This is a genomic window from Leifsonia williamsii, from assembly GCF_030433685.1.
GTDB classification, from domain to species: domain Bacteria; phylum Actinomycetota; class Actinomycetes; order Actinomycetales; family Microbacteriaceae; genus Leifsonia; species Leifsonia williamsii.
On sequence record NZ_JAROCF010000001.1, the window covers coordinates 2,202,765 to 2,215,313 of the forward strand.

12 protein-coding genes are annotated in these 12,549 nt (G+C 71.5%); 6 read left to right on the plus strand and 6 right to left on the minus strand.

Annotation, left to right across the window (positions count from 1 at the left end; genetic code table 11):
* Positions 1–66: 66 nt before the first annotated feature.
* The 4 genes from P5G50_RS10330 to P5G50_RS10345 all read left to right on the plus strand — a co-directional run bounded on the left by P5G50_RS10330 (position 67) and on the right by P5G50_RS10345 (position 4,800).
* Complete coding sequence (locus P5G50_RS10330; RefSeq protein ID WP_301209333.1) at positions 67–1,899, plus strand: S1C family serine protease; 1,833 nt, start codon at positions 67–69, stop codon at positions 1,897–1,899.
* 123 nt (positions 1,900–2,022) lie between these two features.
* A complete protein-coding gene (locus tag P5G50_RS10335) occupies positions 2,023–3,066 on the plus strand; it encodes a glycosyltransferase family 2 protein (RefSeq protein ID WP_301209331.1) in 1,044 nt (347 codons plus the stop codon).
* Positions 3,067–3,068: 2 nt separating this feature from the next.
* Complete coding sequence (locus P5G50_RS10340; protein ID WP_301209329.1) at positions 3,069–3,887, plus strand: CDP-alcohol phosphatidyltransferase family protein; 819 nt, start codon at positions 3,069–3,071, stop codon at positions 3,885–3,887.
* Positions 3,880–4,800 carry a glycosyltransferase family 2 protein gene (locus P5G50_RS10345; RefSeq protein ID WP_301209327.1) on the plus strand — a complete coding sequence of 307 codons (921 nt, stop codon included), beginning with the start codon at positions 3,880–3,882 and terminating at the stop codon, positions 4,798–4,800. The genes P5G50_RS10340 and P5G50_RS10345 overlap by 8 nt, the downstream gene beginning before the upstream one ends.
* Before the next feature lie 134 nt (positions 4,801–4,934).
* Here P5G50_RS10345 and P5G50_RS18655 read toward each other — a convergent pair whose 3' ends face one another.
* The 6 genes from P5G50_RS18655 to P5G50_RS10375 form a co-directional block, all read right to left on the minus strand.
* Positions 4,935–6,185, minus strand: coding sequence for a hypothetical protein (locus P5G50_RS18655; RefSeq protein WP_435870865.1), 1,251 nt, complete (start codon positions 6,183–6,185; stop codon positions 4,935–4,937).
* Positions 6,186–6,238: 53 nt separating this feature from the next.
* Positions 6,239–6,544, minus strand: coding sequence for a helix-turn-helix domain-containing protein (locus P5G50_RS10355; protein WP_301209325.1), 306 nt, complete (start codon positions 6,542–6,544; stop codon positions 6,239–6,241).
* 104 nt (positions 6,545–6,648) lie between these two features.
* Positions 6,649–6,966, minus strand: coding sequence for a hypothetical protein (locus tag P5G50_RS10360; RefSeq protein ID WP_301209323.1), 318 nt, complete (start codon positions 6,964–6,966; stop codon positions 6,649–6,651).
* A 106-nt stretch (positions 6,967–7,072) separates the two neighbouring features.
* Positions 7,073–7,807 carry an ABC transporter ATP-binding protein gene (locus P5G50_RS10365; protein WP_301209322.1) on the minus strand — a complete coding sequence of 245 codons (735 nt, stop codon included), beginning with the start codon at positions 7,805–7,807 and terminating at the stop codon, positions 7,073–7,075.
* Positions 7,808–8,692, minus strand: a complete 885-nt coding sequence (locus tag P5G50_RS10370) for an ABC transporter permease (protein ID WP_435870866.1) — start codon at positions 8,690–8,692, stop codon at positions 7,808–7,810.
* Positions 8,693–8,743: 51 nt separating this feature from the next.
* Positions 8,744–9,436 carry a phosphocholine cytidylyltransferase family protein gene (locus P5G50_RS10375; protein WP_301209320.1) on the minus strand — a complete coding sequence of 231 codons (693 nt, stop codon included), beginning with the start codon at positions 9,434–9,436 and terminating at the stop codon, positions 8,744–8,746.
* A gap of 277 nt (positions 9,437–9,713) precedes the next feature.
* Between P5G50_RS10375 and P5G50_RS10380 the strand changes: the two genes are divergently transcribed.
* Positions 9,714–10,979, plus strand: coding sequence for an ABC transporter ATP-binding protein (locus P5G50_RS10380; RefSeq protein WP_435870867.1), 1,266 nt, complete (start codon positions 9,714–9,716; stop codon positions 10,977–10,979).
* The gene (locus P5G50_RS10385; protein ID WP_301209318.1) at positions 10,955–12,532 is read left to right on the plus strand and encodes a hypothetical protein; all 1,578 of its coding nucleotides are present in this window, start codon (positions 10,955–10,957) and stop codon (positions 12,530–12,532) included. Before P5G50_RS10380 ends, P5G50_RS10385 begins: the two co-directional genes overlap by 25 nt.
* The last annotated feature ends 17 nt before the right edge of the window (positions 12,533–12,549 follow it).

Consider the following 12,549-nt stretch of genomic DNA (forward strand, 5'->3'; position numbering starts at 1 on the left):
AGGATCGACAAATAGAACGCCCAGGTTGGGCCCCCAAGCTGTTGAGTGCTTGGAAGGAGCAACACCATGACCGACACCCCGAACACCCCGGAGCCCGCGAAGGCCCAGGCCGACACCGACTCGGTCGTGGACGCCGCCGCAGCCCGCTCCGCCGACAGCACCCCGGCCGCGGAGGGCACTCCGGCCGCAGAGAGCACGCCGGTGAGGGCCGAGACCTCGGCCCCGGCTGAGCACCGCACCGCCGAGTGGACCGCGCCGTCCGCTGCGCAGCCGGCGGCTCAGCACACCCCCTCGGCCGACGCGCCGACGGAGCAGACTCCGGCCGCGCAGGCCGCGCCCGCACACGACAGCACCCAGACGGCCCCCACGCAGCCGTACGGCCAGCACCCCTACCAGCCGCAGCAGCCTCAGCACTACGGTCAGCCCTACGGCCAGCAGTCGTACGGCCAGCAGGGCTATGGCCAGCAGCCCACGGGCGCCCAGCCCACCGCGCAGCAGCCCACCGCCCAGCAGCCCACCGCCCAGCAGCCGAACTACGGCCAGGGCTCCTTCGGCCAGCCCGCGAACGGCTACGGGCAGTCCCACGCCCAGTCGCACTACACGCAGACCCCCTACGGCCAGCAGCCGTACGCCTCCGCTCCGGCGGGCACGGCGACCGCCGACCGCCCGGCGAAGAAGCGCAGCGGCGGCCTCATCATCGCGACCCTCGCCATCGGCGCCCTCGTCGGCGGCGTGGCGGGAGCGGGAGCCGGTGTCGGCATCTACTCCGCCACCAACGCCGGCTCGGCGACGATCAAGACCGTCTCGGGTCCGCAGAACATCACCGTCAACGACGCGAACGATGCCACCACCGTCACCGCCGTCGCCGCCAAGGCGTCCCCGAGCGTCGTGACGATCTCCGTGACCGCGTCGAGCGAGGGCGGCACCGGCTCCGGCGTCATCCTGACCTCCGACGGCTACGTGCTGACCAACACGCACGTCGTGACCCTCGACGGCCAGGCGGCCAACGTCAGCGTCAGCGTGACCGACAACGATGGCAAGATCTACAGCGCGAAGGTGGTCGGCACCGACCCGACGACCGACCTCGCCGTGATCAAGCTCGACGGCGCCTCCGGGCTCACCCCGATCACCTGGGCGAACTCCAGCAAGCTGAACGTTGGCGACACCGCCGTCGCGATCGGCGCACCGCTCGGCCTCTCCGGCACCGTTACCGACGGCATCGTCAGCGCCCTCAACCGCAGCATCAGCATCGCCTCCTCGGCAGCTCCGGAGTCGGGCGACAGCACGGACGGCGGCGACAGCGGCCAGGGCGGTCAGCAGGGCCCGTTCAACTTCGACTTCCCCGGCCAGGGCGGTCAGTCGCAGCAGCAGTCCAGCTCGCAGGGCACGATCTCGCTGCCGGTCATCCAGACCGACGCGTCGATCAACCCGGGCAACTCCGGCGGCGCGCTCCTCAACAGCAAGGGCGAGCTGATCGGCATCAACGTCGCGATCGCGAGCGCGGGCGGCAGCAGCAGCTCCGGCCAGCAGTCGGGCAGCATCGGCGTCGGCTTCTCGATCCCGTCGAACCTCGCCAAGCGCGTCTCCGACGAGATCATCAAGGACGGCAAGGCCACCCACGGCCTGCTCGGCGCCTCCGTCGCCGACGCGAGCACCTCCAGCGACGCCACGACGGTGGGCGCGCTGATCAAGGAGGTCACCTCCGGCGGCGCCGCGGCGAGCGCCGGCCTGAAGGCGGACGACGTCGTCGTCAACTTCAACGGCCTGCCGATCACCGACGCGACCGACCTCACCGCCCAGGTTCGCGCACTGGCGGCCGGCGCCAAGGCCGAGGTCACCTACGTCCGCGACGGCCAGACGAAGTCGGCCACGGTCACCCTCGGGTCGCTCTCCGAGTGATCCCCGGCCACCGGAGAGGGCCGTCCCGCAGCAGCGGGGCGGCCCTCTCCGCATGCCTGCCCTCCCGGCGTCCGCGCCGGCCCGGCTGGTAAGCTCGATCGACCCGAACGACGATTGGACCAGATGCCGGACGACAGCGTGAACACCCTCCCGGGTGTCTCATACGTGATGCCCGTGCTCAACGAGGTCACCCACGTCAGGGCGGCGGTCGACAGCCTCCTCGCGCAGGACTACGCCGGCCCGTTCGAGGTCACGATCGCCCTCGGCCCGAGCATGGACGGCACCACCGAGCTGGTCGAGGAGCTCGCAGCCGTCGACTCCCGCATCCACGTCGTCGACAACGTCGTCGGGTCGACCCCGGCCGGTCTCAACCTGGCGATCCGCGAATCGCACTACCCGGTCGTCATCCGCGTCGACGCGCACAGCGTGCTGCCCCCGGACTACGCGCGCATCGCCGTGGAGACCATCCTCGAAACCGGCGCGGACAACGTCGGCGGCCTCATGGACGCGCAGGGCACGACGCCGTTCGAGCGCGCGGTCGCCCGCGCGTACGGCAGCCGCATCGGCCTCGGGGGCACCAAGCTGCACGTGGGTGGGGAGGCTGGGCCCGCCGAGACCGTGTACCTGGGCGTCTTCCGCCGCGACCGCCTGCTCGAGGTCGGGCTCTTCGACGAGGAGATCAAGCGCGGGCAGGACTGGGAGCTCAACCGGCGCCTCCGCTCCACCGGCGGCATCGTGTGGTTCACGCCGCGGCTCAAGGTGACCTACCGGCCTCGGCCCAACCTGTACCGTCTCGCCCGCCAGTTCTTCTCGACCGGCATCTGGCGCGGGGAGCTCGCCCGACGCTTCCCGGCCTCCAACGGTCTGCGCTACTTCGCGCCCCCGGTGATGGTGCTCGGCGTCGTCGTCGGCACGCTGCTCGGCATCGCCGGCATCGTGCAGGCCATCGTCGGCGCGGCGCCGTGGCTGCTCTGGGGCTTCGCGATCCCGGCGTTCTACGTGCTCATCGTGCTGGTGTCCGCGCTGCTCTGGGGCCGGCGCGACGGTTTTCGCTCGTTCTGCTGGTTTCTCGTAGTCTTGCCCTGCATCCACTTCTGCTGGGGGATCGGCTTCGTCCTCGGATACCTGTCGCTCACCCGCAACATCACGGCCCACACGGGAAGGTAGGCATGTCCGCACAGGGAACCGGAGCGCACGGCGCGCGACCGGGCTCGATCGCCGAGCTCAGAGCCGTCGCCCAGCCGCCGGAGGTGCGCGGCCGCCGCAACGCCGAGCACTGGACGGCGTCGCTCTACCTGCGCCGGCTCTCCCCGTACCTGACGTGGGTGCTGCTCAAGACCTCGATCTCGGCCAACGGCGTGACCGGGCTGATGATCCTCACCGGCTGGGCGACCGCCGCGAGCCTTCTCATCCCCGGCATCGGCGGTGCTGCGCTGGCGCTCGTGCTCGGCCAGCTGCAGATGCTCGTCGACTGCTGCGACGGGGAGGTGGCGCGCTGGCGACGCACGTCGTCTCCCGCCGGGATCTTCCTCGACAACGTCGGTCACTACACGACGGAGACCCTGATCGCGATCGTGCTCGGCATCCGTGCCGCCGGGTATCCGCTGGAGACGCCGGAGGACTTCCTCTGGACGAACCTCGGCACCCTCCTCGCCCTCATCATCGTGTTGAACAAGGCGCTCAACGACATGGTGCGCGTCGCGCGGGCCAATGCCGGGCTGCCGAAGCTGGCCGATACGCAGTCGGAGTACGCGCCCACGCACGGCCTCGTCGCCACGCTGCGCCGGGCGGCGCGCTTCCTGCCGTTCCACCGCCTGTACCACTCGGTCGAGCTGACCATGCTGATCTTCGTGTTCGCCATCGTCGGGCTGTTCATCGGCCCGGTGCTCGCCGACCGCATCCTGCTCTCGGCGCTCGTGCCGCTGGCGCTGCTGGCGCTGGTCGGGCACTTCGTCACGATCATGGCCTCCCGGCGGGTCCGTGGCTGACGCCCGGCCCGCTCGCGACGTGGAGGACCGCTCGGCGGCCCCCCGGGTCGGAGTCGTCGTCCTGACGCAGGGCAGCCGGCCTGCGGAGCTGCGGCGCGGCATCGAGTCCGTGCTCGCGCAGCAGGGCGTCACCACCGACATCGTCGTCGTCGGCAACGGCTGGGACCCGGCGACAGCCGACCCCGCGCTGCCCGCCGGCGTCGCGTCGGTCGCCCTTCCCGAGAACGTCGGCATCCCTGCCGGCCGCAATCGCGGCGTGCCGGCCGTCGGCGGCGAGTGGTTGTTCTTCCTGGATGACGACGCGGACATCCCGTCGCCGACCTTCCTCGCCGACGCCGTCGCGACGATCGTCGCCGACCCCGGCATCGGGATGCTGCAGCCGCGGCTCGTCGACCCGGATGGGCGACCGTCGCCCCGGCGCTGGATCCCGCGCATCCGCAAGGGCGACCCGGCGCGCTCCAGCAACGTGTTCTCGGTGCTGGAGGCGGCGGTGCTGCTTCCGCGCGTCGTGTTCGAGCGCGCGGGAGGCTGGGCCGACCCGTTCTTCTACGCCCACGAGGGCATCGACCTCGCCTGGCGCGTGTGGGACCAGGACAAGCGCGTCTGGTACGCGGGCGACCTGCAGGCGGAGCACCCGGCCGTCTCGCCGACGCGGCACTCGTACTACTACCGCCTCAACGCCCGCAACCGCGTCTGGCTGGCCCGCCGCAACCTCCCAACGCCCCTGATCCTGCTCTACGTCGGATCGTGGACGGGCATCCAGCTGCTGCGCTGGTTCCGGAAGCCGGCCGTGCTGCGCGCCTGGTTCGGCGGCTGGCGCGAAGGCTGGCGCACCGACCCGGGCGAGCGCCGCCCGCTGCGCTGGCGCACCGTCTGGCGGATGACGCTGGCGGGCCGTCCGCCGATCGTCTGAGGGTCGTTCCGGAGGCTCGCTGCCTGGTAGTGGCGGCCGCTCGACGGCGGTCGCCGGACTGGCGGGTTCGGCTGGCGCCTTCGGCCGGCGCTGCCGTGACGCGTTCCGGGCCGCGAACCGAGGTACCACCGACCTCAGGCGGAGCGCTCCTCACCCGGCGCGACGTCATCGTGCGCGGCAGGCAGCGTGATGGCGCCGCGACGATCCGCGCCCTCGGCGGCTGCAGAAGGCTGCTGAGCCGTCTCGGGCGACGGGGGAGTGCTGTCGGGCTGCTGCGTGGTGCTTGCGGGCGTCTGCGGGGCATTGGCGGGCGGCTGCGAGCTCCCCGCGCCTCCCGACGGCAGCGCGATCGCACCGCCGCCGGTCGTACTCTCGGCCACGACCTCCGCATCCCGGCCGTCCTCGCGGCCCTGAGCCCGCGAGCGGCCTCCCCGACGCAGTCGACGCGGTCGGCCACGACGATCCTCCACATCGGGTGTCGAGGCGACCGCGCCGGGTGTCGAGGCGTCCGCGCCGTCGACCTCCTCCTCCGCAGCCCCGCCACGTCCGCGGCCGATGCGGGGCATGGCGCTGCGGAGCACACGTCCGGCAGCGACCGCGCGGACGCCGGCAGCGGCGCCGAGGCGGTAGACGGGGTTCGGGCCCTCGGCGACGTCGAGTGCCGGCGGGATCTGCAGCGGGGCCGGGCCGAAGGCGAGGCGGGAGTTCTGCACGACGCGGCGGCCGACGATGTGGTTGCCCGTCCCGCCGATGACGGCGCCGACGCCGAAGGGGAGCGCGCGTCCGATGATCCCCGCGCCGCCGCGCACGGCGAAGTGGCGGATGAAGGCGTTCTTCAGCCGGTCCACGAGCGGGCCCACGAGGGCCGACGGGAGGTTGGAGGTCACGAGCTCGCCCCAGTACGCGCTGCGCGAGACGCCCGCGCCGCCGAACTGCCCCGCGAGCTGGCGGACGAGCTCGGAGCCCTCCCGCCCGAGCATCATGGTGAGCACGAGCGCGCGGGCACGCTCGGGATCGTCCACGGCGATGCCGTGCAGCTCGCCGAGCGACTGCGCGTACAGGGCGGTCGCCTCCAGGAAGCCGGCCGTCTCGAGCCCCGAGAGCGCCAGCGTGACACCCGTGCCGATCGCCGGGATGACCGCGGTCGCGCCGACCGCGGCGCCGCCCGTCGTCACCGCGGCGAGGTAGCGGCGCTCGAGGATCGCGGCCAGCTCGGGTCCGGTGGCGTCCGGGTGCCGTCGGCGGATGCTGCGCAGGTGCGCCAGCACGACCGGGCGCTGGATGCCGAGGAAGCGGTCCAGCGCCGCGTTGAGTGCCCGCGGCGTCTCGCCGCCGCGGGCGGGTCCTCCGGTGACGGAGACGAACGGTTCCTGCTTCTTGGCCATCCCTACCGAGTGTAGGTCGTGGTTCCGGGAGCGCCAGGGGGTTGCGCACCGGCTCAGGCGATGCGGCGTCGCTCGCGCTCGCGCAGATACTCGGCGGCCGTGACGACGCTGAGCTGCGGAGGCAGGTGCTCGCCCTCCAGCCCGCCGGTGAGGGCGGCGACGTCGCAGCCCAGCACCGTGGCGATGCGCACGATGGTCAGGAGGCTGGGGTTGGCGGCGCCGCGCTCGATCTTGCCGTAGTTGGTCACGTGCATCTGGGCGAGCGCGGCGACGGTCTCCTGGCTCAGAGCGAGCCCGGTGCGGGCGAGTCGCACGCGGTCGCCGAAGACGCGTGCGGCGGGGGAGAGAACTTCTGGCATGTGATATTTGTAAAGCGGGCGATGCATGCTGACCAGAGCGCTTCTGCCTGAGGTGCAGACGCGCGGCCCTCCCGCGTCCGACAGAGCACGCGGGAGGGCCGCGATCAGAAGCTCACCGACCAGAGGTACTCGCGACCGTCCGGCGGGAACCAGCGCACGACCAGCACGGTGTCGAGCGCGGGATCGGGGCCGGAGAGGCTCGCGCGCACGGCCTCTCCCGGCCGCACGACGGCCGGAGCGCTGACCCGGAGGCGCGATGAGCCCGCGACGCTGACGGTGACGCCGCGAAGGGGCTGCCGGCCGGTGTTCACGAGCCGGAAGTGCGGCGCGGTGCTCCGGTCGACGCGCCAGGGCACCGGGTAGGCGATGCGGCGAGGACGCGGCGGGCGAGACGGCTGGCGAAGGATCCGAAGGTGTTTCATGCCGCAGACGTTAGCCACCCCGTCCGACGCTCGAGGCGTCGGATCGGGCGTTCGTGCCCCTTCTGTGGACAACTCGTCTGAGAATTCTTCTGTGGACGGATCCGGGTCAGCTCCCGTAGTCCTTGTTGTAGAGGTCGAGCACGTCCCCGATCGGCCCGTCGAGGACCAGCCGGCCCTTGTCCAGATAGAGGCCGCGCTCGCAGAACCGGCGCAGGTCCTTCTCGTTGTGCGACACGAAGAACAGGGTGCGGCCGCCCGCCAGCAGCTCCTCGATCCGCCGGTAGCACTTCTCGCGGAAGCCGCGGTCGCCGACCGCGAGCACCTCGTCGACGAGCAGGACCGGCTCCTCGAGCTGGGCGATGACGGAGAACGCGATGCGCACCTTCATACCGCTCGAGAGGTGCTTGTACGGGGTGTCGACGAAGTCGCCGATCTCGGCGAAGTCGATGATCTCGTCGAAGCGGGCGTCGATCTGCGCGCGCGACATGCCGTGCAGGCCGGCCGTCAGATACACGTTGTCCCTGACGGTGAGGTCGTCCACGAACCCGCCGGTGATCTCGATCAGGGGAGCGACGCCGTCCGTGACCTTCACCGTGCCCTCGTCGGGAAGCAGCACGCCGGCGACGAGCTTCAGGAGGGTCGACTTGCCCTGGCCGTTGCGGCCGACCACGCCGATCGCCTCGCCGGGCTGCACATGGAAGGTCACGTTGCGCAGCGGCCAGAAGTCGTCAGGGCGGGTGCGGCGCTGCCGCGACGAGAACAGGTCCTTGAACGAGCGGCGCGCTCCGCGGTTGCGGCGGAAGCGCACGCCGAGACCGTCGACGGCGATGACGGGGGCCACTCAGATCTCCTTCAGCACGTCGCGCTCGAACCGCTTGAACACCAGCCAGCCGATACCGAGCAGCAGCACCGACATGACCGCACTCACGCCCACCAGGAACCAGTCCAGCTCCTCGGGGAAGAACGCGGAGCGGTAGAGGCTGAAGATGCCGGTGAGCGGATTGAAGGCCGACCAGAAGTGCAGCGAGAACAGGGTGTCCGTCTGCGCGCCCGGATGGGCCGCCAGGTACGCGGCGCAGTCGCGGGCGGCGACGCCCCCGCCGCAGCCGCCCGGCAGGTCGCGCGCGCTGTAGATGATGGGGGAGGCGTAGAAGAGGAACCGCAGCACGAGCTTGACGGCGCGCTCCAAATCGCGGAAGAACACGACCAGCGGAGCGACGATGAGGCCCACGCCGATGGTGAGGATCGTCTGCAGCACGATGGCGAGCGGGAACAGCAGGATGTCGACGTTCACCGGCGCGCCCGTGATCACCGCGAAGAACGCGAGCACCGGCAGCGACAGCAGGAACTCGATGCCCTTCGACGCCACGATCCGGTTCACCCAGATGGTGCGCGGGATCATGGTCGAGCGGATCAGCTTCGCCTCGCGGATGTAGGCCCTGGTGCTGTCGGAGACGGCGCCGTTGAACCACATCCACGGCAGCAGCGCTGCGAGCAGGAAGACGATGTACGGGTTCTCACCGACGTCGCGGCGGAACACCACGGTGAACACGAACCAGTAGATCGCGCTCATGACCAGCGGGTCGAGGATCGACCACACGTAGCCGAGCACACTCGTGGAGTACCGCACCCGCAGGTCGCGCTTGGTCAGCAACCAGAGCGAGTGCCGGTAGCGCGCGAAGCGCGTGCGCTGCGCAGGGCGCAGCTCAGCGGAAGTACTGGTCACGGGAACCCATCGTATTGATCGAAGCTGCGTGCCATGCGCACGCGGCTTCGACTATACGAAAAGATTGGCCCGCTCGAGGTCCTCCTGGAAGTCGACCTCCACGGCGTAGAGGTCGGAGATGTCGACCGGCTCGACGAGCAGGCCGTCCTGCTCGATCGCGAGCTCGATGCCGCGCTCGAAGTAGTCCTGGTCGGCGACGCGCTGCAGCTGGCGCAGCAGGGCGGCCTTGTCCTTGCCGGAGATGTAGTTGATGCCGACGGCCTCGCCGAGACCGCCCTTGACGGTCTTGGACAGCTCCTGGATGTAGCCCTCCGGGCCGGTGGTGTACTTGACCTCCTCGTCGGCGACCGACGAGGTGTTGACGGTGACGAAGGTCTGATCGCGGGCGACCATGGCGGCGCCGCGCACGAGCACGGCCGGGTCGAAGACCACGTCGCCGTTCATCCAGAGCACGCCGCCCTGGCCGGACGCCTGAAGGGCGCGCATGAGGCTCTTGGAGGTGTTGGTCTGGTCGTACTGCTCGTTGTAGACGAACTGCGCGTCGGGGAAGGCCTCGATGATGTGCTCGAGCTTGTAGCCGACCACCAGCGTGACGGTGACGTCGTTGCCGAACGCCGCGTGGATGTTGTCGAACTGCTGCTGCATGATCGTGCGACCGTCGCTCAGCTCCGTCAGCGGCTTGGGGAGGCTCCGCCCGAGCCGGCTGCCCATGCCGGCGGCGAGGATCACTACCTGAGTCGTCACAATCTTCTCCTTGTCATCGCGTGGATGCGGCGGAGACGGCGGGTCGCCGTCCGAGCCGGAGCCGGACCGATTAACCCGGGGTTCATCCGCGCTTACGCGTATCGACACCTCTTCATGCCTCGGCAAGACTACCGGGGCCCCCGATTCGGGGGCAGGGGTTGACGGCGGTCGTTGCCGGGTCGTTATGTAGCTCCCAGGACTTTCGGAGGCGGCGGATCGGCGCCCGGACGGCCGCGCGGAGGGTTCGCATCCAGCCGGGTGTTGGTACGGTGGCGTGGTGAGTCCCGAGCGCGCGCGAGTACAGAACGGCGAGGTCCAGCAGGCCCGTTCCGTCCCCGACGAGCCCGGGATCGCACAGGGCGCGCCCGCACCGGGCGGCGCTGCGGGGAAGCAGACGGGGGACAGCATGGCCGAGGCCACAGGCGACGAGCAGGCGCCGCCGACGAAGGCGCGTCCTGCCGCGAAACGCACGCCGCAGAAGACCGCTGCCGCCGGCACGGCGAGCAGCACGCGCACCCCGCGCACCCGCAGCACGGCGGCCAAGCCGCGCACGCCGAAGACCGCGGCGGCGCGCGCCGCCGCGGCGAAGGCGCCCGCCGCTCCCGAGACGCCGGCGACTCCCGTGGAGCCCGTCGTGGCGGCCCCCGAGGAGACGACGGTCGCCGCTCCCGCGCAGATCGCCGCGCCTCCGGCGCCCGCCGCGCCCGCCGCGCCCGCCGCGCCCGCCGCTCCGGCCGCCCCGGTCACCCAGGACACCGTCCCCGCCGCCGCGCCCGACCCGCGCCCGACCGTGCTCTCGCTGCACGGCCTCCGCAAGCGCTACGGCGACACCGTGGCCGTGGACGACGTCTCCCTCGACATCAAGGAGGGCTCGTTCTACGGCATCGTCGGCCCGAACGGCGCCGGCAAGACGACGACGCTCTCGATCGCGACCGGGCTGCTCCGGCCGGACGAGGGTCGCGTCGTCGTGCACGGCGTCGACGCCTGGGCCGAGCCGGTGCGCGCCAAGCACGTGATCGGCGTGCTCCCCGACAAGCTCCGCCTGTTCGACCGCCTGACCGGCGCGCAGTTCCTGCACTACGCCGGCACCCTGCGCGGCCTCAACGCCAAGACCGTGCGCGCCCGCACCGCCGATCTCGCCGCGGCGTTCGGCATCGAGGACGCCCTCGAACGCCTGGTCGCCGACTACTCCGCCGGCATGACGAAGAAGATCGCGCTGGCCGCCGCGATGATCCACTCGCCGCGGCTGCTCGTCCTCGACGAGCCGTTCGAGTCGGTCGACCCGGTCTCGGCGGCGAACGTCGTCGACATCCTCCAGCGCTACACCGCCGCAGGCGGCACCGTCGTCGTCTCCAGCCACGGCATGGACATGATCCAGCGGGTCTGCGACAGCGTCGCGATCATCGTGCGCGGCAGGGTGCTGGCCTCCGGCACCATCGACCAGGTGCGCGGGGAGCAGACCCTGGAGGAGCGGTTCGTCGAGCTCGCCGGCGGGCGCAAGGCTGCGGAGGGCATGGAGTGGTTGCACAGTTTCTCGGACTGAAGCTGCGGCTGCTGGGCAACGCCTTCCGGCGCAGCACCTGGCACGTGGTCGGGCTGGTCGCGGGGCTGCTCTACGGCGCCGTCATCACGGTCATCGTCGTCTCGTCGCTGTTCGCGGCGCGGACGCTTCCGGACCTCGGCGCGGTGCACACCGTCCTCGTCGTGCTCGGCTCCATCGTGGTCGCCGGCTTCGTGCTGCTGCCGCTGCTGTTCGGCATCGACGACACGCTCGATCCCCGCAAGTTCGCGCTCTTCGGCATCCCGAGCAGGAGGCTGGCGGCCGGCCTGCTGCTGGCCGGGCTCCTCGGGGTGCCTGCCCTCGTGCTCGCGCTGTGCAGCGCGGCGACGGTCGTGACGTGGTCCAGCAACCCGGGCGCCAGCCTCCTCGCCGTCCTCTGCACGGTGATCGTGGTGCTGACCTGCGTGCTGGCGTCGCGGGTCGTCGCGAGCATCGCCTCCACCCTCCTGGACACCCGCCGCTCGCGCGAGGCCGGGAGCGTCGCGGGCGTGGTCGTCGTCGTGCTGCTCGCGCCGGTGCTGCTGCTCCTGCTCACCGTCGACTGGGGTCGCGACGGCCTCGGCGTGCTCGGCGGCTTCGCCGGGTGGCTGCAGTGGACGCCGCTCGGCGCCGTCTGGAGCGCGCCCGGCGCCGCCGCGACCGGCGACGTGGGCGGCGCGCTCGTGCAGCTGCTGATCGCCCTCGTCACCCTCGCGCTGCTGTGGTTCGCCTGGCAGGCGCTGGTCGACCGTGTCGTCGTGACGCCGACCAGGGAGGCGCGGGCGCGCGACTACCGCGGGCTCGGCTGGTTCTCGCGGTTGCGCGGAGGCCCGACGGCCGCCATCGCCGCCCGCTCGATGACGTACTGGGGACGCGACCCGCGCTACTGGGTGTCGATGATCATGATCCCGGTCATCCCGGTGTTCGTCATCGTCGCGCTCACGCTCGCCGGCATCCCTGCGCACTACGTGTGCCTGGTGCCCCTGCCGCTGGTCTGCCTCTTCCTCGGCTGGAGCATCCACAACGACCTCGCCTACGACAGCACCGCCGTGTGGCTGCACCTCGTGTCCGGCACGCGCGGCATCGCCGACCGGGCGGGCCGCATGTTCCCCCCGGTGGTCATCGGCATCCCCGTGATCGCGATCGGCTCGGTCGTCACCGCCGCGACGTTCGGCGACTGGGCCGTGCTCCCCGCGGTCGCGGCGCTGAGCGGCGCCGTCCTGGTCATCGGACTCGGTCTCTCCAGCATCTCGTCGGCCTTGGTGCCGTACCCGGCCACGAAGCCCGGCGACAGCGCGTTCACCCAGCCGCAGACCTCGGGCGGCTCGGCCGCGCTGATCCAGACGTTCAGCTTCTTCGCGACCGTGATCATCTCGTCGCCGGTGCTCGTGTTCCTCATCCTCGGTCTCACGGTGAGCCCGTTCTGGCTCGGCATCGCGCCCATCGCGGCGGTGCTGCTCGGCTTCGGCACGCTCTTCCTCGGGCTGTGGGTCGGGGGCCGCGTCTTCGACCGGCGCGGGCCGGAGCTGATGGCGTTCGCCAACCGCAACGACTGACGGGCCCCGTCCGCTTC